The sequence below is a fragment of the Flavobacterium sp. 316 genome, assembly GCF_000967805.1.
GTDB classification, from domain to species: Bacteria; Bacteroidota; Bacteroidia; order Flavobacteriales; family Flavobacteriaceae; genus Flavobacterium; species Flavobacterium sediminilitoris.
In genome coordinates, this window is record NZ_JYGZ01000002.1 from 90,982 (window position 1) to 111,719 (window position 20,738).

Here is a 20,738-nt window from a genome sequence, read left to right on the forward strand (position 1 = left end):
AAATAATTGTAATTTTTTATAAATTTAAGGCTATTTGTGTCTATTTTGTAGTGTCCAATAAATCATCTCATGGTCTCTTTTTGCTTCTATAAAGTTCAACTTTTTTATTAGATTGATAGAGCCTGTGTTTTCAATTAAACATTTTGCTGTTATTTCTTTTATGAGTCCTGTTGAAAAAGCCCATTTTATAAGTTCTTTTGTTGCTTCTTCTGCATAACCATTTCTTCTTTCTTCTTCTATTATGCCATATCCAATGTCGATATTTTCTTCTTCATGGTTATATCCTTTAAATCCTAGATCTCCAATTATTTCTAATGTTTCTTTTTTTATAATCATCCAAGATTCAAATCCAGTAGGCGATTCAACTTGCGATAAGTTATTAATTATTTTAGGTAAAGTTTCTATAACATCATTATCGGGCCAACTTTTTCCTCTTTTTAATCCCATGTTAAATAAATTGCTAAAATTTTTATTGATGATGTTTTTGCAAATTTGTATTGTATATGGAATTAAGATTAATCGTTCAGTTGTAAGTTTATCGATTTGTAAGGTTTGTATTTTCAATGTTTTTATACTATTTGTTCTTTCATATAAAGCTAATATTTTTTTTATAGAATGGATAATTTTATATTTAATTTTTTATATTCGTCTTTTAGGTAATCATAGCTCCAAATAAATCAACCATTGCAGTATATTTTATTATTTTTAGGTTTAGCCTTTCTGGTTTTCTTTACTTATAATGTGGCTATAGAGCCTATTTATGCTTTCTTCTTTAGAAGACCTATTTATGTGCATTTTTATCCTTTTCCAAAGAAGTTAAAATTGAGTCAAGTACAAATTTTGCACAATCAATTTGAATTTTATAAAAAATTATCGCCAAAAGAGAAAGTTTACTTTGAGCATAGAGTGGCTACTTTTATAACGCGATATTCTTTTCACGGAAATGAAGGATTAGTTGTGACTGATGAAATGAGAGTTTTAATAGCTGCAACGGCTATTATGCTAACTTTTGGAATGAGAAAGTATCTTTTTTCTGTAATAGATAAAATAGTTATATATCCAGATATTTATTATTCTAAAATGAATGATGCCTATCATAAAGGAGAATTTAACCCTAGAATGAAAGCAATAGTATTTTCATGGAAAGATTTTATGGAAGGATATAATATAAGTAATGATAATTTAAATTTAGGATTACATGAATTTGGGCATGTATTGCATCATCAAGGATTGAAAAATACGGACACTTCTGCTACTATTTTTACTGTTACTTATGAGGAAATAATGGAACAGGTAAAACATCCGCCAAACTATAAAAAACTTATCGCTTCTAATTATTTTAGGATTTATGCCTATACAAATGAGTTTGAATTTATTGCAGTAATATTAGAACACTTTTTTGAAACACCAGATCAATTTAAACAAGAGTTTCCAGAGTTATATGACAAAGTCAAAATAATGATTAATTTTAAAGGCTAAATAATTCTTCCATATTTAGATATAATGATTGTTATTTGAAGTTTTGATATTTACTATAACAAGGGAAAGTTTATAAAAGAGAAGTGTTGTTATAATTTCATGATTATATTTTTAAATACTAAAATATAACCTTAACTTTATATTCTAGTAAAATTTTGAAATCATGAGAAAGAAAGAACCGATAACAACAATTATGACAAAAGAAGTCATTACGTTAACTGTAACTGATGATTTAACTAAGGCAGAAAACTTATTTAAAAAATATCATATCCGTCATATTCCTGTGGTAAATGGAAATAAGATAATCGGGATATTGAGTTATACAGATTTACTGAGAATTTCATTTGTTGATGCAATAGATGATGAAAGTGGAATTATTGATGCAACAGTTTATAATATGTTTACTGTGGAGCAAGTAATGGCTAAGAATGTGGTTACTATAACGCCAACAACGACTATAAAAGAAGCCGCAGAAATATTAGCTAGTAAAGAATTTCATGCATTACCAGTTGTTGAAGGAAAATTATTAGTAGGAATTGTTACCACAACCGATTTAATAAAGTATTTAATAGAACAATATTAAAAAGTCTGCTAGATATAAATTACCTAACAGACTTGATATTTATTATTTACTGATTTCTTTTAAATTTGCTATAGTAGCAATAGGGTCATTTGCTCCAAAAACATAACTACCTGCTACTAATACATCAGCACCTGCGTCAGCTAGTTGTTTTGCATTCTGATTTGTTACACCACCATCAATTTCTATTAAAGTATTAGCACCATTTCTAGTGATAATCTCTTTTAATTGTTTAACTTTTTTATATGTATTTTCAATAAATGATTGTCCTCCAAAACCTGGATTTACACTCATAATACATACTAAATCTATATCATTAATAGTATCTTCTAATAGAGAAACATTAGTATGAGGATTAATAGCAACACCTGCTTTCATTCCTTCTGCTTTTATAGCTTGTAATGAACGATGTAAGTGAGTACAAGCTTCATAATGTACGGTTAAGATATCTGCACCTAATTTTTTAAATGTAGAAATATAACGATCAGGATCTACAATCATTAAATGAACGTCAATAGTTTTTTTAGCATGTTTTGTAATAGCTCCTAAAACAGGCATACCAAATGATATATTTGGTACAAAAACACCATCCATAATATCTATATGAAACCAGTCAGCTTCACTTTTGTTAATCATTTCAATGTCACGTTGTAAATTAGCAAAGTCAGCCGCTAAAACTGAAGGAGCAATAAGTGTATTTTTCATTGTGTGTGTTGTTTAATCTAAATTTATTACAGATACTTTTAATTAGTTGTGATGCAAAGATACTTTTTCCTTTAATTGTTTAAAAGTTTATTCTGTATAAAAGTAAAACCTCGGTAATCAGCCGAGGTTTCAATCATCAATCAAAAAACGAACAGTTATTGAAACTGTTGTTGCTTTAAATATTGTTAATTTTAAATTCTTTTTTGTTTCGTAAATTCAAATTTTCAATTTTATTGAATATAAGAATGAAATTAAAAAAAGATATTGAAAACTATCCTAAATAGGTTTTTAGTATTTTACTTCTAGAAGTATGTTTCAATCTTCTGATTGCTTTTTCTTTAATTTGGCGAACACGTTCACGCGTTAAATCAAAAGTTTCACCAATTTCTTCTAAAGTCATAGGATGTTGATCACCTAATCCGAAATATAAACGAACCACATCAGCTTCTCTAGGAGTTAGTGTTTCTAAAGCTCTTTCAATTTCAGTTTGTAATGATTCATGGATTAACTCTCTATCAGGATTTGGAGATTCTCCAGAACGTAAAACGTCATAAAGGTTAGAATCTTCACCTTCAACAAGAGGAGCATCCATTGATAAATGACGACCAGAGTTTTTCATAGACTCTTTTACATCATTTACGGTCATATCTAGTTCTTTTGCAATTTCTTCAGCAGAAGGTGCGCGCTCACTAGATTGCTCTAATAAGGCATACATTTTGTTAATTTTATTGATAGAACCAATTTTATTTAATGGTAAACGTACAATACGTGATTGTTCAGCAAGAGCTTGAAGAATTGATTGACGAATCCACCAAACTGCGTACGAGATGAACTTGAAACCACGAGTTTCATCAAAACGTTGAGCCGCTTTAATTAGACCAAGATTTCCTTCGTTAATTAAATCGGGTAGAGTAAGTCCTTGATTTTGGTATTGCTTAGCAACAGAAACCACGAAACGTAAATTAGCTTTTGTTAATTTTTCAAGTGCTCTTTGATCACCTGCTTTTATACGTTGTGCTAATTCTACTTCTTCATCCGCAGTAATAAGGTCAACTTTTCCAATTTCTTGTAGATATTTGTCTAAGGAAGCAGTTTCACGATTCGTTACCTGCTTGGTAATTTTGAGTTGTCTCATCTATATTATCCCTCTTGATTTTAAGTGTTCTGTTTGTTATACGTAAGAGGTTGTAAAAAAGTTACAAAAAAAATGATTTTTTTTATTCGATAATATAATTTTCAACTTTGTTCTTGTAGAACTCAATTTTTTGATGCATTCTGTTAAAGAAAATTTTTTGATCTTTTTTGCCCGCTTTAGAAATTGACATGGAGTTTTTTAATTGATTTTGAATGAATTCTTTTTCTTCTTGACAAATTTTCACATCTGATGTAACATAATAACTTAGCATGTTATGAGGTATAAAAAAAGATGAATGATACTCATTAGCAAACAAAACAGTATTATTTAAAACTAATAACTCATTATAGAATATTTCAAAATTAGTAGTATCTTTTTTTATTTCAATTTCTATAGATGCGATTATGTTTTTGATATCATTAATAATTAAGAGGGCATTTTCATAACTTAACAAACCAGCTTCATAGAAATAATACATTTGTTGTAAGGAGCTATTAATGGTTGTATCATTCCAGATTTCTGTTCGTTTTACATTTTCAAATATAGAGACTAAGTTAGTAGATTCTTGTAACATGGATTCTTCTATGACAAAATTTTCGAAGCTTAAGTTTTGGTCAGATGTTAAGATGTTTAACCAAACATATATTTTAAATTTTGACAATAAACTACCTCCAATGGTGTAATGCAAAGGAATATCTTTAGCAGAATAATAAACATAAGAATCAGATGATTTGTATTGGCTCAATAAAGAAGCTGATTTTTCTAAGTATAACTTAAAATCGGAAATAGATTTTATAGTTTTTGTTTTTTCTAGTACATATTTATTTCCATTTCTGAATAAAGTATCCATAGAAATGTCATAATGATTACAAAGTACTATAGTTTCATCAATTGAAAATTTGCTTTTTAGAGATATTCTTCTGTGTGAAGCATCGTAACTTATGCCTAATACTTTTGCTAATTCGTCTAAGAGCGATACGTTTTTTACTTTCTGTTGAATTGCTTTTAATAATAATTCTTGATTTTTCATTTTGTGATTTTCGCAAATACAAATATAATTAATATTGTTTACTGCAAATTAATTTGTGATTAATAAAATAGTTTTGAATTAGAAATTAAAGTTTAATTTATGAAAGCAAAATATTTTAATAAATCAGAATCAGAGAAACTCTTTTTTTTAGTTTTAAAACAAAGAGTTTACAATAAGTTGGGAGATGGTCTAATTCATCATGGTAATTTTAAATTTTGGGCTAAAGGTATTTTTTGGTTTTCGTTATGTTACTTGTCTTATTCATTGCTTTTTTTAGATGGTATAACAGGAATAGAATTTTGGCTTAGTTATTTAGTATTTCAATTGTCGGGACTTTTAATTGGTTTTAGTTTAGGTCACGATGCAAGTCATAATACAGCATTTAAGAATAAAAAATTAAATAGCATATTGCATTTTATTAGTTTTTTAACTGTAGGAATAGATCCTATGTTGTGGGGATTACGGCATATTCGTTCACATCATCTTTATGCGAATGTAGAAGGAAGTGATGTTGATATAGATAAAAATCCACTTTTAAGGCTAAGTCCGACTCATCCTTGGGGATCAAAGCATAAATATCAAGTTTATTACGCTCCTTTTGTGTATATGTTGACTTTATTGCATTCTGTTTTTGTTAGTGATTGGATATATTTGTTTTCAAAAGAGTATGATTGGATGAAAAAAGGATTTTCAAAACGAGAGTTATATATAAGATTTTTCCTTTATAAGGTTTTATATTTTTCTATAGTATTGATCTTTCCAATGTTTTATTCTTCTTTAGGATGGTTATTTGTTTTATTTGCTTTTTTGTCTTCAAGTGCTTTTACATCACTAATTTTTATAATCATGTTAGTTGGGACTCATTTTTTTGAAGAAGCTGATTATCCCTTGCCTAAAGATGAAAACTTAGAACATTCATGGGCAGTTCATCAACTTTATACTAGTTGTGATTGGAATGCAAACAAAAGTTGGGCAAGATTTTTTAGTGGAGGATCTAATTGTCATGCAGCACATCATTTATTTCCAAATATATGTCATGTAAACTATAAAGAAATTAATGACATTATTAAAGAAACTACCACAGAATATGACTTACCTTATCATCATAAAACATTATTAGAGATGATACATTCACATTTTAAACATCTTAATAAAATGGGTAAATTAAATTAAAAGAAAATTAATGAAGACTTTACTTAAAAGAATAGGAGATAAGTTCTATGAGAATTTTGATAATGTTAATTCTTTAGATTTGATACTTTATTCGGCAACTGTAAATATGTTGCAAAAGAAGCGCCATTTAATAATCAATAACTGTGTTGTTTGTAAGAAATGTAAAGTGAAAGGTTAAAAAGAGTGATGGTGTTATAAATTGGTTATATATAGGTAACTTAATTCCGTTTACAATAAAAACGGAATTAAGTTTTTTAATCTTAAAACTTATAGGATAAACCAGATTGTATAGCAATGTAAATAGGGTTAAAATTATCATGTTCTTCATGTGGAAATGTTTGGTATTTGAATATAGGATTAACATCTAGTTGTAATTTTTTTGAAAGGCTATAGTTTATTCCTAACCCAACTTGAAATCCAATATTAACATCCCGTAAGTTTATGGATTTCCCAATAGTGTAATTTTTAATGTTTGAAGATTCTAGTGTTAAACTGTTTTTGTTTAAATATTGAGGAGTTAGCCCTAAAAAAAGATCTAATCCAATTTTAGATTTTCCTTTTAATAGAGTTTTGTATATTTCTAATGGTAATTCATAATAGCTTAAATTTTGTCTTAATTTAACTTCATTACTTCCATTAAATGTAGCGTTAATACTTTCTTTTGTTAAGTTTGAATTTAATTGAATATTATAATAATCGGTTAAAAATTGATTATTGTTGTTTGGAATAATAGTATTATAACTCAAGTTAGTATTGCTAATACCTATTCTAAAACCAATATTTTTATACATTTTCCTATAGTAAATTCCATAACTTGAATTTAAACTTATTGTTTTTTTATTACTAATCAAGGAACTGTTTACCGAGGAACCTTTTGTAAGTGAAGTATATAATGTTGGGCCAAAATATACAGAAATATAATGTTGGTCTTTTTTATTTTTTTCTATATTTTCTTTAGGTTTATCTTTGTTCTTCTCTTCTAATTTTCTTTTTTTAATTGCTGTAGTAATAATGGTATCTGTCGTTTCGTTTAATTCTATGATAGATGCTTTAAAATTTTTATACAAATTATCTTCTTTAACCAATAAGTTTGTAGTTTCTGATTTTGATGAATTTATTTGTTCGGTTTTATTGATTTCATTTTTAATATTAGTGATTTCTTTATTTTGATTTTGAGTGTTTTTGATAGTGTTGAGATTTGAATGGTTTTCTTTTATAGAATGACCATTTGTTTTTCTAGAATTATTCTTTTTAGTTGTTGAAGTGTTTTCGTTGTTAGTGTTTCTTCTGTCTGAATTAATAGAGATAGTCTGTGTGTTAACTGATGTTCTTTTATGTTTTAAAGTTTTATATATGATTGTTTCTTTGTAAATAATGTAATCTTCTGTTTCTGAAAGAATTGATTTAGAAGTTTTGATTTTTTCGATAATATTAATAGAATCAATACTATTTTTTTTATTGTTTGAAATTTTTCCTTTTGAATGTTTTACTGATTTTATACTGTCTAAGTTATTTTCGATGGATGTAATATTTTCTTTATTAGAGGTTTTTTGAATTGTTGGTTTATAGGTTTTTTGATTAAAATTAATCGTTAATAAGAAGTAACCAATAGTTAAACAAGTTAATAAGCCGAAGATGCTATAAAAATAGAATCTTTTTTTCTTTTTCTTTTCTAGTTTTTCTTCAATCATGTCCCATATTTCATCATTTGGTACTTGATTTATATTCTGAAGTTTATTAGATATATAGTTTCCTAAATCATTATTCTTTTTCATGCTTGTTTAATGATTTTATGATTTTTTTTATTACTTATTTGTTCTCTTAGAATAAGTTTTGCTCTATGGTAATTAGATTTTGATGTTCCTTCACTAATGTTTAAAAGCATTGCGATTTCTTTGTGAGAATTGTTTTCTAGTTGAAATAAATTGAAAACAATTCTATATTGATTAGGTAGATTTTGTACTAATTCTAATATTTCATCAACAGAAATATCAATTGACTCGTTTTCATCAAAATCTGGTTCTTCAGTAAATAGATAAGGTTCGTTATTATTGTTTTTAATGCTTTTTTTGTATTTATCTATTGCTTTATTAATGGTTATTCTTTTCATCCAGCCTTCAAAACTACCTTTGTGATTATATTTTTTTATACTGCTAAATATTTCTATAAAAGAGTCTTGTAAATTATCCTCTGCATCTGAAACAGAACTACAATATTTTAAACTTAAATGAAATAAATCATTTTTGTAAAAATTGTAAAGATCTTTCTGAGAAGTTCGATCTCCTTTAATGCATTTTTGTATAATTTCCTTGAGTATCAATGTTTTTATTGGCTTTTGTAATTATTTTTTTAATTTACATCTAATTATAGTTTTCTTTTAATTTTAATAAGTAATATTTTAAAAATGATGAAACTATGCTAATTAATTAGATTTATAGAAATTACATCCACACAGTTTTGGGTACTATTCATGTTGTTAGAAATTGCTTTAATTTCGCCACTTACAAAATTATTTCCAAAGTGGAATTTAGCTAGATTGGTATTTTGACCTTCAATTAATGTAATGTCTCCTGAAATTATAATCCATTCAATGGATGTAGCATCATAATTGTTATTGTGGTTATATGTGTATGAAGTATTTTGGTTAACTAATATTCTACCGTCTATATCACAGCATGTCCCAGATTGTACAGTATTACAATCTGTATCATTGTTATAATAGATTGATTCATCAAATATTTGTTCGTCTTTATCACATGAACAAGCAAATATTATGTATGTTCCTAAAAATAGAAGTGCTAATTTTTTCATTTTTATGTTTTTATAAAGTTTGTTTATTTAGTAGTCTTATAAAATAAAAAAGGTTGCGTGATGAATGTAAAAACAAAAACTCCACAATCAAATGTATGAAAGTGGAGTTTTATATGAATTAAATAATTGAACTAACCTTGTGGGTTATCTTTTTTCTCGATTTTCTTTTCCTCTCTTGGAGGACGAGGTAATAATTGTTTACGAGATACTTTTTCTTTACGTGTTTTAGGGTCAATTCCTAAATATTTTACTTCAAAAACATCTCCCATCTTAACTACATCAGCAACATTTTCTGTTCTTTCCCAAGCTAGTTCAGATACATGTAATAAAACTTCATTTCCTGGTGCTTTAGTGTATTCTACAACAGCTCCAAAATCTAACATTTTTATTACTTTTACTTCGTATGCTTCTCCCATTTCTGGTTTGAAAATAATAGAATCAATTTTAGCTAATACAGTAGCAATTCCTTCTGGACTTGTACCTAGAATTTCTACAACTCCTTGCTCATCTACTTCATTAATAACAATAGTAGTTCCAGTTGCTTTTTGTAATTCTTGGATTACTTTTCCACCAGGACCAATTAATGCTCCAATGAATGCTCCAGGAATAGTACGAGTGATAATTTTAGGAGCTTTTGGTTTAACCTCTACTCTTGGTTGAGCAAGAGTTTCTGTTAATTTTCCTAAAATATGCAAACGACCTTCACGGGCTTGTTCTAAAGCTTGTTCCATGATATCATAACGTAACCCGTCAATTTTGATATCCATTTGACAAGCTGTAATACCGTCAGCAGTACCTGTAACTTTGAAATCCATGTCTCCTAAGTGATCTTCATCTCCTAAGATGTCAGATAATACAGCGAAATTGTTGCCATCTGTAATTAATCCCATTGCAATACCAGAAACTGGTTTTACCATTTGTACACCTGCATCCATTAAAGCTAATGTTCCAGAACATACAGTTGCCATAGAAGAAGAACCGTTAGATTCTAATACTTCAGATACTACACGAATAGTATAAGGGCAATCCGCAGGAATCATATTTTTTAACGCTCTTTGAGCTAAATTTCCGTGTCCTACTTCTCTACGTGATGTTCCTCTTAATGGTTTTGCTTCGCCAGTGGAGAAAGGAGGAAAATTATAGTGTAAATAGAAAGTTTCTTCTCCTTGTTCAGATGGTAAATCAATTTGATTTGCTTCTCTAGATGTACCTAAAGTTACTGTAGCTAATGCTTGAGTTTCTCCACGAGTAAAGATAGCAGAACCATGTGTTGATGGTAGATAATCTACTTCACACCAAATAGGTCTAATTTCTGTAGTTTTTCTTCCGTCTAAACGAGTTCCTTTTTCTAAAACAACATTTCTAACAGCTTCTTTATTTGTTTTGTAAAAGTATTTACTAACTAAATCACCATTCTCTTCTAATTCTTCTTCAGTGAATAATGCTTTTACTTCTTCTTTTACTTCTGCAAATTTTTCACCTCTTTCGCTTTTTGCTGATGCTTCTTGAGCAATAGCATAAATTTTATCGTAGGCAGCAGTTCTTACTTTTTCGTAAATAGCTTCATCTTCTTTTTCTCCTTCATACTCACGAATTTCTTTTTTACCAAAAGCTTCTTGTAAACGTAATTGTGCTTGAATTTGAACTTTAATTGCTTCGTGAGCAACTTTAATTGCTTCTACCATTTCGGCTTCTGAAATTTCTTTCATTTCACCTTCGACCATTGCTACAGAATCCATAGAAGCACCAATCATCATATCAATATCAGATTGTACTAATTGTTCTCTACTAGGGTTAATGATAAAATTTCCGTCAATACGTGCAACACGTACTTCTGAAATTAAATTGTAAAAAGGAATGTCAGAAACAGCAAGTGCAGCCGAGGCAGCTAAACCAGCTAATGCATCTGGCATTACTTCATCATCATGAGACATCAACTGAATCATGATTTGCGTTTCAGCATGATAATCATCTGGAAATAGAGGACGTAAAACACGATCCACTAAACGCATTGTTAATACTTCACTATCACTAGGACGTGCTTCTCTTTTGAAAAATCCACCAGGAAAACGTCCGGCTGCAGCAAATTTTTCACGATAATCTACTGTTAATGGTAGAAAATCAATACCAGGATTTGCAGTCCTTGCAGATACAGCAGTTGCTAATAACATAGCATCTCCCATACGCACTACTACAGATCCATCAGCTTGTTTGGCTAATTTTCCAGTTTCGATAGAAATGGTTCTACCATCTCCTAAATCGATTACTTCTTGGAATACTTTTGGAATCATAATTGTAATTCTTAATTAAACAAAGGGTTTAGTTGTGTTGTTGTTGTGTGTGTAGTTGTTTGAAACCCAATGAAAAACCAAACTTTTTCTCTAAAATATATAAAACAAAAAGGGGCGCGAAGCCCCTTTAGTTGATTATTTTCTAATTCCTAATTCTTTAATAATCTCACGATATCTGTTGATATCTTTTTTCTTTAAGTAGTCAAGAAGACTTCTTCTTTTACCTACTAGTTTCACTAACGAACGCTCAGTGTTGTAATCATGACGATTTTGTTTCAAGTGTCCTGTTAAGTGATTAATTCTAAATGTAAACAAAGCGATTTGCCCTTCAGCAGATCCAGTGTTTTCAGCTTTTCCTCCGTGTTTTGCGAAGATTTCAGCTTTAACTTCATTAGTTAAGTACATGCCAATATTATTTAAATGATTATTATGTATGAATTGTATGGTAGCAATTCGGCTGCAAATATAAGTTTAATTTTAGTATTAACAATCATTATAGTGTTGATTTTTTTATATTTGCTTTTCATATTTTTTTAAATGAGACTTATATTTTTCTTTTTTTTTATAATTCATCTAACTTTCTCTCAATCAGTCTATGAGCTAGATAAAAAAGCTGATTCACTTCATAAAGTGGAAAAATATGAAGAATCTATTCAGGTAAGAACGTTTTGTCTGAATAGCTTTGTAAATAAAAACTCCAATCAATATGCTACTAATGAGATTAAATTGACCTTATCAAGTTATTATTTAATGAATGATTGGAAACAAAAATTACAATTATTGGAAAATTTGAAAAGAAAAATAGAATCAGATAAACTTCTTTCTGATTTTTTTCTCTTGGAGTTTTATAAAAACTATTGTTTTACTGTAGGTAATGCAACAGGTGATTGGGTTGAAGCTTTGGAAATTGCTTTACAGTTTCTATATGATGTTGAAAATAAAAAGGTAATATTAAATATTGAAGAACAGGTGGAGCTTTTTATAGATATAGCTTTTATTTATAAAAAATTAAACAATGAAAATAAGACAATAGAATATTATAGAAAGGCTGAGGAAATCTATTTTAAAAATGGGAAGGTAGAATCTGAAGAGGCTGCCTTATTGTATAACTATCTTGGCGCTTCATATTATAAAGTTTCAGATTTTAAAAACTCTCAAAATTATTATATACGAGCAACTTCAATTTGGGAAAGGAGTACAAACGGTAATACTATTAATTTAATATCATCATATAATAGTTTAATAAGTAATTTATTAGAATATGGTGATTTAGACAATGCAAAGTTTTATTTTACTAAGCTTAAAAAAAATATTCCTGCTGTTAATCGAATTACACCTTCTTTTATTGACAAAGAGGTTTTAAGTTATTTTCATAATCAATTAAAAATAAATATAGCAGAAAGAAAAGATAATGAAGCTTTAGTAACGTATCATCAATTATATGACTACTTCATTAATTTGATTGATAAAGAAGCTGTTTTAGTGATTTTTTCCGATGCAACAAGTATTTATGCAGAATATTCATATAGAAAAAAAGAATATGAAAAGGCGTTTTCATTACTAGATAAGGCTGAAAAAATATTAATTCCATTTTCCGATAAAAAGGCATTGATAGACATGTATTCTTTTTACAGTTATTTTTGGAGAGAATTAAAAAGATTTGACAAAGCTCATTTTTATATTGATGAAGCAATAAAACTATGTCCTAAAAATGAGTATAGAGATTTAGCAGGTTTGTATACGAGTAAAGCTATGATTTTTTTTCAAGAAAAATCTTTTCATAAATCTGAAAAAAATTTTGATAAAGCAGTTTTCTACATAAAGAAAAGTAATAATGCAGATTTTTATTTACTCTCTTATAATAATGAGATTGCGAAAGAATATTTCGATATTTTTAGAGAAACCAAAAGAAGATCTTGCTTAGAAAAATCTTATGAAGGCTATAAGTTATCGGTTAGTTTGTTTAATAATATTTATGAAAGCGGACTGTTTAATACAGGCTTAGAAGAATATGTAGTAAATATAAGAAAAGGTCTTCTGGAAATTGCTTTACTTAATGAAGAAAACAATGTTGAAATAGTGGAAATGATTGAAAATACTCAATCGAAATATCTATGTAAAAATTTTTTAATAAATAAAAAGCTTAAAAGTTTTGTAGAAGGGACAAACTATTTATCTGAAATTAATGCTTTAAAATCTAAAATGACATTTTATTTAAAGAATAGTTCAGTAGATAATAAGTTTAAAGCAAATCAATTGAAAAATAAAATTGATTTATTAGAAAGGAAATTGAAAAATGATTTTCCTTTTTTGAATACTTTTTTAAATCCGAATTTCAATTTTAATCAATTTCTATTAAAGTTTAAAAGTCCAGTATTAATATATTATAAAACCGATACAAGTGTTTACGGTGTTTATGTTGATGAATCTAATAGAGTAACAGTAAAAAGAGTTTGTGATATAAATGATTTAAAAGCAAGAGTAAAAGAATATCTTTTAAAAATTGATAATAGAAAACCTATAGAAAATATTTCTAACGAACTATATACTATTTTAATAAAACCATTTAATATTACAAACAATAATTTAACTATTGTAACAAATACCTTTTTGAATGGTATGCCTTTTGAAACTTTAGTAGATAATGAGCGTAAATTTCTAATTCAAAATTTTAGAATTAATTATTCTAATTCATTATCTCTATTAGAATTACAAAATCAAAAGCATCAAAAAAGAAAAGATATTACAATGTCTGTTTTTCAGCCAGATTATACAGAAAGTCCTTATAGTATTTTACCTTTTGCAGAAAAAGAAGCTTTGTTTCTACATGAAAAATTTAATGCTAATTATTTTACAAAGAATCAAGCTACAATAAATAATTTTTTGAAGTATAAAGAAAACACGGTTTATCATTTAGCAATGCATGCAAAAATAGATTATGAAAATGAATTTAAATCAAAACTTATTTTTCAAGATAAAGATTTATATTTTTCTGATTTGTATGCGATGAATTTACCTTTAGATTTAGTTGTACTTAGTGCTTGTGAAACAGGTTTAGGGAAAAATCATGCAGGAGAAGGAGTAATGAGTTTATCTAGAGCTTTTACATTTAGTGGAGTATCTTCAACTATTCATAGTCTTTGGGAAACTCCAGACAAACAAGGTTTTGAAATCATGCAATATTTTTATGAATATTTGAATGATGGTTTGCCCAAAAATGAAGCCTTACAAAAAGCAAAAATTAAATTTTTATCTACAGTAAAAGCACCCGAACTGAAGCATCCATATTACTGGTCTGGATTTGTTTTAAATGGAAATTCTGATGCTTTGTTTTCTAAACCTAATAATTATATCATGATATATGTGTTTTTAAGTTTAGTAATTATTGCTTTTTTACTTATCTATTTTTTAAAGTTTAGAAAGTAATTCTTTAGCTTCTTTATTTTTGAAAGAGTATTTTTTTGAAAGTATTGATAACATTGTTTTAGCTTCTTTCGTTTGGTTTAATTTCAAATAGCAAAGTGACTGAAACCACATAGATTTTTCCTTATAACTTGTGGTCCAATTTGTAACTTCAAATAATTTCAAAGCTTCTTTGTGTTGATTAAGTTTCATTAAAGAAATGGCCTTATAAAATTGAATATAATCTGTATTTGAAATCTTTAATGCTAAATCAAACAACTCGTTTGCTTTTTTGAAATCTTCAGTATCATAAGCTATAAAAGCATCATCAATGACTGATTTTTGATTAGGCTCACTTCTTGTGTTTGAAATTTCTATATTTGGATATGCTTCAAAATAAGTAAGGTATAAATTATCATTATTTGGTCGGTTTATAACAAAGTAAACCCAAAATGAAACCATTATCAATAAAATAGCTGCATAAGGAAAATAGCGTTTTAATGTAAAAACAGGTTTGTCTTCAATAGCTTCAAATTGTTGAATCTCTTTCTTTATTTTTTGTCTCTCTGAAACTGTCACAGCATTTTTTAATTCCGAATAGAATTCAAATTCATTTTTGAAATCGACATCTTCAATTAGCATTTTATCAAAACGAATTTTCTCTTCTTCAGAAAGATTTTTTTCAAAATATTTTTCAATTAACTCATGCATCATTTCTTTGGATTTAGGGATTTTTTTAAATGAGAAATACATCTCGATTTTTGACTTTTTAAAACATCTTTATTCTCATATTTTAAAATCACTTGTATTTCTTCTAATTTTTTATTTTCAAAATAAAATAGATTTAAAATTTTCTGGCATTGTTCTCCTAATTTTTCATAGGCATTTTTTAGTAATAATTCTCGTTCGTTTAATAAATCGTTATTTGTAGTAAAATCTTCTATGGTTTCAATCTCTTCTAACTCACTCAAATTAACCGATTTTTTTGTTTTTAGATAATTAAAAATCATAAATTTTCCTATTCCAATAAAATAAGTACTAATACTACTTTTTAGATTATCTATGCTATTTTTTCTTGCATTTTCAACTAAAGCAACAATACTATCTTGATAAATATCTAAAGCAACTTCATTAGGAATAGCATAACGGTTTGCCAACTTAAAAAAGGCCAATTTATTTTCTACATAAATCTTCTTTATTATGGCAGTGTCATTTTGTTTTATTCTTTCAACTATGTTGTTTTCATTCATTAGTAGCAGATGTTTTGTAAAGTAAACTTTAAAACAAAAATAATATTTATGGGTTTACCTTTTTGTTTTTTTTCTACAAATGAGCAATAAACATTTAAAATCTATAACTCATGAAACATTTTTGTTTGACACTACTAATGACTTTATTTTTTAGTCATACCATTAATGCTCAGTTTTTTAAAAAATTACAAGACAAAGCCCAACAGTCTATGGAACGTGCTTTGGAAAGAAAAACAGATGAGAAAATTAATCAAACTACAGAAGCTACTGTAGATACTATTTTTGAAGCTCCTAAAAAAATATCGAAGAAAAAACAAAGAAAACAGAAAAAAGCAAGTAAAGAATCAAATGTTGATACGCAAGAAATGATTGCTCAAATGGGAAATGCTACTCATGAACCCAAATATGTTTTTCCTGTAACTGCCACTATTGAAGTAGAAGATGTAACTGCTAATAGTAAAAAAACAACTATGAAACAAGGATATGGCAAAGAGGCTTTGATTACAGAAATGGAAAAAAATGGAGATCCTTTTATCATTGATATGAAGAATCAATCTGCAATTATGTTAAATATTTCTAATGGAACTGCTCAGGTAATGTCTTTAGAATGGATGGAAAAAATGATGGGTAATCAAGACATTTCTAGTCAAGAAGCCTCAGATGTTGTACCATCAGTTAAGAAAACAGGGAAAACTAAAATGATGAATGGATATACATGTCATGAATACAATATTATTTATGATGAAGGCCGAATTAATGCTTGGTATGCTCCAGATGTTAAATTTGAATACCAAGATTATTTAAGAGGAATGTCTAAGTTATTCTCTAAAAAGAAAGAAGAAAACCCAATGCAACTGTTAAATACAGACTATGGTTATGTAATGGAAATGACTTTTTTTAATAGACAATCTAAAAAACAAAGTTCCATGAAGGTAATTGCTTTAGAGGAAAAAGTAAGAATGATAAATATGAGTTTGTTTACTATCCAAAAATTATAATAATGAAAAAAATCAGTTTACTACTAATTGCAATGCAATTTAATATAAGTTGTCAAGACGCTAAAGACAAAGCGACTGAAAGTGTTACTAATTCTGTAATAGAAAAAACTTTAGATCAAGTAGGTGTCGCTTCTGAGAATATTGAAAGAGCTAATCAGAATCAAGCTAAAATTGAAATTACCTATGATGATAAGCCTCTTTTTACTACTGAAGAAAATTTTAAAGCCATTATGAATACAGCGGGAAAACAGATGATGGTTTTTTCTATAGATAGTGATGATGCTAAAATTAACATCTCTTTTTCAGGTTTAAAAAATATGCTTGATGTAAAGCCTATTTCAGGCAAAAACGAAGAAGGAAAACTAGATCCTAGAGATGCTAATGGAACGGTAGTAAGTGTTACTATGGCAAAGGAAAATGGATTTGCATACACTTTATTAGAAGGAGAAGCAACTATAGCAAAATTAAATCAAGATGAAGTTATAATTGAATTTTCTGGAAAGGCAGGGAATTTTTTAGATACTAATAAACCTGAAAATTGGAAACCTATACAAGGAAAAATTGTTTGTAAATATCCTGTTATGAATTTTATTCAAGTGAAAAAAGAAGATTTATTCTATTAAAAATTTAAAAAAATAAAAATGAAAAATAATATTTTAACCTTATTAGTTGTGTCTGTTTTTTCTTTGATTTCTTGTTCTAAAGATGATGATGCTACTCCACAACAAGAAACCTTAGGAAATGCTAAAAAAGTAATACTTAATACATATTCAGAGCAAGGCAACATAACAACAACTACTTTGTATGAGTTTAGTTATAATGAAAATAGTTTACTATCAGCTATGAAAATAACCGATGTTGATGGTGTTAAGAACAGAACAATCAATTACAATGCAGATAAAAAAGTTTCTCAAATTACTCAAACATTTGGTAATGTTGCTAAAATTATTACTGTTACTTATAATGGAGAGAACGCTACTGTTTCAATATCTGGACAAAATGAACCATATGGTTTAACTTATAATAATACTAATGGCACTTATGACTATTCCAATGGAACAGATTCAGGAACCCTCATCTATGGAGAAAATCAGAATTTGATAGGAGTTTCTTCAAATAATGTCTCTGTATTTTCTAAAAACATAGTGCCAAGTATTAGAGGTATCTACGCAAATCAAGATAAATTATTCGCATTTATTTCATCTTTTTTATCCAATGGAGATTTTTTGTTTTTCGATAGAAATGCTGCATCATCACTATTTTTTAGTGGTGAAAATTATACTATTACGAATGAATCTGAAAGCGGTAGTCTAACGTATTATGCTATGATAAATACTAGTACTCAGCTAAAAATTGCCGATGTAATAATCATTTATTAATTTATTTCATACTGAAAGCAAAATGAAAAAAATCACAACAATAATTACTTTTTTGTTTGTAATACTAGTACAAGCACAAAATTTTACAGGAACTTGGAATACTTCCTTTGGAGAAGTAAAACTTATTCATGAAGGACCAATAGTTTACGGAGATTACTCTTCAATAGGTATAATTGATGCCATACAATCAGGTTATACCATTAATGGGAAGTTTACCAATAATGGAAAAGTAGGGGAGTTTTACTTCAAATTGGCTTCAGATAATAAATCCTTCACAGGAGAATGGAGATGGCAAGGAGAAACTACCAATAGAGGCAATTGGACAGGAACATTAAAATCGGATGCATTTCCAAGTCTGAAAATGGACAAATGGTCTGGGCAGTATGAGTTTAAATCGTATCCTAACGGATTTACCAAAAAACTTAATTTGCAGCAAAAAGGATTCAATTTAGAAGGCAAGTTTGAAGATGGAAAATCGTTTACAGCCAAGCTCGATACTGATTTGAAAACGGTAGCTTATGGTTCTTTTTATAATGGAAATACACAATACAATCTTTATAAAAGTTATATAAAATCGGAAAATAGTGAGAATATAACCGTTTGGTATGGTGAAATAGGAAAAGTGAATACTGCTGAAAAAGTTAAATTTTCTGCTAAATTCCTAAAACCGATGACTGTAGCTGAATTTACTTCTTTGACAGGTGGAAATAGTACATCGACTACAAATTACACAAAAGCTACTGGAGGCTTAACAACAGTTTCACAAGGATTAAGTAATCCAAGTAGCAGTATAAAAACGAAAAAAGATTATGAGGGAAGATATAGAATAACACTTACACATATAAAAGCTGATATTGACACTTTTTTTTATGATTTAGATAATCCTTTAACTTCGAATGTAGATGTTTTTGGTACAGCTGGTGTTCGAATGTATGGAAAATCAACTTCAAGTAATGTTGAAATTAAAGCTATTGGAAATAAGAAACCAAGACTATGGGATATTTCTTCCTCAGATCCTGTTAAACTGAAACAAAATAGTGCTCTGAATAATGAAGATAGCAGTAATAAAAATTCTGAAAGCATATATGAATTGATAAAAGTTTCAGATTCTAATATGTATTACAATATCGATAGAATTATTGAATTTGATATAAAAGGGGACTTAGCCAATGAAAATTTAGAAGTGAATGTCCAAATGGATGTTACACAAAAATTAACAGGTAGACCAGATTATAAATTTGGTTGGAAACAAAGAAGTATAAAAATAAAAGACATCGAGTTTGGTAAGCAATATTATTTAGCAAATAAAAAAGACAAAGATAATTGGATAGCAATAGGTTTTAAAATTGAAAAAAACGAATAAAATGAAAAAAATAAAAATAGTTATTGTTCTCTTTTTAATTCAATTCTGCTATGCTCAAGTTGATGGTACTTATAGGACTGATTTTGGTATAGTAAAATTAATTCAAGAAGATTCGATTGTTTACGGTGATTATGGAGAAAGAGGTACTGTCGTGGGTAAATTTGTAACGGATAAATTTACTAATCAAGCCTATTTAGTTGGAACATTCGCTCATGGTGATAACAAATGGGGTTCGTTCAAATGGAGTTTTCTGTCCAATAAATTTTTTGGAAAATGGGGTTGGAATACTTCCTTGTCTGGTGGTGATTGGAATGGAGAAATGATATATGATAAGTCATCTACTTCTAACAAATCCGCTATTTGGAGTGGCATTTGGAATACTGATTTTGGTAAAATCGTTTTAGAACAAACTGGAAATAAGGTTAAAGGGAAATATAGAAATCTTGGTTACATAGAAGCAACTGTTGTTGGCGACAAACTTATAGGGACTTTTACAAATAATGGAAGTAAAGGAAATTTTGAATTTACCATGGAATGTAACTCATTTAAAGGAAAATGGAGTTGGAATACTTCTCTAACGGATAAATGGAATGGTACCAAAGCTATAAAATCAAATTTGTGTGATGATTCTCCATATGCGGGTCTTTATAGAATTAATGTGATTGATATGCAAACTACATGTATTGGAAGATCACAATTAGCAAGTACTATTCAACTTTATGGAGCAATTGGAGTTAGAATATATGGAAAAAGCAAATCTGGAACTATTGATATACCATCAATTAAAAATTACCCAGCTAGAATTTGGGATTATAGTGGTGGTTCTGATACGTTTGATGTGAAGCAAAATGCAGGTACAAGATACAATGATGTTTTTGATGATGCTATTTTTTATTTAGGTAAAAAAGCGATTAATAAGGAGCGATACTATTTAATTAAAGGAGAATTAGCCAATCAAGAGTTACAAGTAAATGTACAATGTAATTTAAAAGAAGAAAAAAATTTGAGACAAGATATTAACTTTGGTTTTCACCAAAGATCGATTTTTATTAAAGATGTAAAAATGGGTAAACCCAACTATTTTATAATTGTAAATGGAGACAACACGTTTAGAATTACATATACAGTTGATAAATTATAAA

General features: G+C 28.0%; 20 protein-coding genes. 9 read left to right on the top strand and 11 right to left on the bottom strand.

The features are described 5' to 3' along the window. Positions 1 to 30: 30 nt before the first annotated feature. A complete protein-coding gene (locus SY27_RS04090; RefSeq protein ID WP_045967554.1) occupies positions 31 to 564 on the bottom strand; it encodes a GNAT family N-acetyltransferase in 534 nt (177 codons plus the stop codon). A 120-nt stretch (positions 565 to 684) separates the two neighbouring features. Between SY27_RS04090 and SY27_RS04095 the strand changes: the two genes are divergently transcribed. Next, positions 685 to 1,479, top strand: coding sequence for a zinc-dependent peptidase (locus SY27_RS04095; RefSeq protein WP_161794120.1), 795 nt, complete (start codon positions 685 to 687; stop codon positions 1,477 to 1,479). A gap of 163 nt (positions 1,480 to 1,642) precedes the next feature. Next, on the top strand, positions 1,643 to 2,062 hold the full coding sequence (locus SY27_RS04100; protein WP_045967556.1) for a CBS domain-containing protein: 420 nt from the start codon (positions 1,643 to 1,645) through the stop codon (positions 2,060 to 2,062). A 42-nt stretch (positions 2,063 to 2,104) separates the two neighbouring features. On the opposite strand, the gene rpe is transcribed toward SY27_RS04100, so the two are convergent. From rpe to SY27_RS04115, 3 genes are all read right to left on the bottom strand, one after another. Then, positions 2,105 to 2,764 (bottom strand): ribulose-phosphate 3-epimerase, encoded by a 660-nt coding sequence (gene rpe, locus SY27_RS04105; RefSeq protein WP_045967557.1) that lies wholly within the window; start codon positions 2,762 to 2,764, stop codon positions 2,105 to 2,107. A 271-nt stretch (positions 2,765 to 3,035) separates the two neighbouring features. Continuing rightward, complete coding sequence (locus tag SY27_RS04110) at positions 3,036 to 3,899, bottom strand: RNA polymerase sigma factor RpoD/SigA (RefSeq protein WP_045967558.1); 864 nt, start codon at positions 3,897 to 3,899, stop codon at positions 3,036 to 3,038. Positions 3,900 to 3,981: 82 nt separating this feature from the next. Beyond that, the gene (locus SY27_RS04115) at positions 3,982 to 4,929 is read right to left on the bottom strand and encodes a hypothetical protein (protein ID WP_045967559.1); all 948 of its coding nucleotides are present in this window, start codon (positions 4,927 to 4,929) and stop codon (positions 3,982 to 3,984) included. A 99-nt stretch (positions 4,930 to 5,028) separates the two neighbouring features. Here SY27_RS04115 and SY27_RS04120 point away from each other — a divergent pair, with 99 nt between their 5' ends. Then, positions 5,029 to 6,102: a fatty acid desaturase gene (locus SY27_RS04120; RefSeq protein WP_045967560.1), complete on the top strand. Its 1,074-nt coding sequence runs from the start codon at positions 5,029 to 5,031 to the stop codon at positions 6,100 to 6,102. A gap of 260 nt (positions 6,103 to 6,362) precedes the next feature. On the opposite strand, the gene SY27_RS04125 is transcribed toward SY27_RS04120, so the two are convergent. The 5 genes from SY27_RS04125 to rpsO all read right to left on the bottom strand — a co-directional run bounded on the left by SY27_RS04125 (position 6,363) and on the right by rpsO (position 11,609). Further along, positions 6,363 to 7,877 (bottom strand): hypothetical protein, encoded by a 1,515-nt coding sequence (locus SY27_RS04125; RefSeq protein WP_045967561.1) that lies wholly within the window; start codon positions 7,875 to 7,877, stop codon positions 6,363 to 6,365. Continuing rightward, entirely contained in the window at positions 7,874 to 8,422 is a 549-nt protein-coding gene (locus SY27_RS04130) for an RNA polymerase sigma factor (RefSeq protein WP_045967562.1), read from the bottom strand. Before SY27_RS04130 ends, SY27_RS04125 begins: the two co-directional genes overlap by 4 nt. A gap of 98 nt (positions 8,423 to 8,520) precedes the next feature. Further along, positions 8,521 to 8,913 carry a hypothetical protein gene (locus tag SY27_RS04135; protein ID WP_045967563.1) on the bottom strand — a complete coding sequence of 131 codons (393 nt, stop codon included), beginning with the start codon at positions 8,911 to 8,913 and terminating at the stop codon, positions 8,521 to 8,523. Positions 8,914 to 9,044: 131 nt separating this feature from the next. Continuing rightward, positions 9,045 to 11,204: a polyribonucleotide nucleotidyltransferase gene (locus SY27_RS04140; RefSeq protein ID WP_045967564.1), complete on the bottom strand. Its 2,160-nt coding sequence runs from the start codon at positions 11,202 to 11,204 to the stop codon at positions 9,045 to 9,047. 135 nt (positions 11,205 to 11,339) lie between these two features. Continuing rightward, complete coding sequence (gene rpsO / locus SY27_RS04145) at positions 11,340 to 11,609, bottom strand: 30S ribosomal protein S15 (protein WP_045967565.1); 270 nt, start codon at positions 11,607 to 11,609, stop codon at positions 11,340 to 11,342. Between the two features lie 132 nt (positions 11,610 to 11,741). Between rpsO and SY27_RS04150 the strand changes: the two genes are divergently transcribed. Beyond that, entirely contained in the window at positions 11,742 to 14,630 is a 2,889-nt protein-coding gene (locus SY27_RS04150) for a CHAT domain-containing protein (protein ID WP_045967566.1), read from the top strand. On the opposite strand, the gene SY27_RS04155 is transcribed toward SY27_RS04150, so the two are convergent. Both SY27_RS04155 and SY27_RS04160 read right to left on the bottom strand, forming a co-directional pair. Continuing rightward, the gene (locus tag SY27_RS04155) at positions 14,613 to 15,320 is read right to left on the bottom strand and encodes a tol-pal system YbgF family protein (RefSeq protein ID WP_152640699.1); all 708 of its coding nucleotides are present in this window, start codon (positions 15,318 to 15,320) and stop codon (positions 14,613 to 14,615) included. The two genes, SY27_RS04150 and SY27_RS04155, sit on opposite strands and share 18 nt — an antisense overlap. Then, a complete protein-coding gene (locus SY27_RS04160) occupies positions 15,317 to 15,856 on the bottom strand; it encodes an RNA polymerase sigma factor (protein WP_045967568.1) in 540 nt (179 codons plus the stop codon). The genes SY27_RS04155 and SY27_RS04160 overlap by 4 nt, the downstream gene beginning before the upstream one ends. Positions 15,857 to 15,966: 110 nt before the next feature. Here SY27_RS04160 and SY27_RS04165 point away from each other — a divergent pair, with 110 nt between their 5' ends. The 5 genes from SY27_RS04165 to SY27_RS04185 are packed head-to-tail and all read left to right on the top strand — an operon-like array spanning position 15,967 to position 20,737. Then, positions 15,967 to 16,854 carry a hypothetical protein gene (locus SY27_RS04165; RefSeq protein WP_152640700.1) on the top strand — a complete coding sequence of 296 codons (888 nt, stop codon included), beginning with the start codon at positions 15,967 to 15,969 and terminating at the stop codon, positions 16,852 to 16,854. A 2-nt stretch (positions 16,855 to 16,856) separates the two neighbouring features. After that, a complete protein-coding gene (locus SY27_RS04170) occupies positions 16,857 to 17,477 on the top strand; it encodes a hypothetical protein (RefSeq protein WP_045967570.1) in 621 nt (206 codons plus the stop codon). Between the two features lie 18 nt (positions 17,478 to 17,495). Next, a complete protein-coding gene (locus SY27_RS04175; protein ID WP_045967571.1) occupies positions 17,496 to 18,233 on the top strand; it encodes a hypothetical protein in 738 nt (245 codons plus the stop codon). 22 nt (positions 18,234 to 18,255) lie between these two features. Then, positions 18,256 to 19,596, top strand: a complete 1,341-nt coding sequence (locus SY27_RS04180) for a hypothetical protein (RefSeq protein WP_045967572.1) — start codon at positions 18,256 to 18,258, stop codon at positions 19,594 to 19,596. 1 nt (position 19,597) lies between these two features. Then, positions 19,598 to 20,737, top strand: coding sequence for a hypothetical protein (locus SY27_RS04185; RefSeq protein WP_045967573.1), 1,140 nt, complete (start codon positions 19,598 to 19,600; stop codon positions 20,735 to 20,737). The last annotated feature ends 1 nt before the right edge of the window (position 20,738 follow it).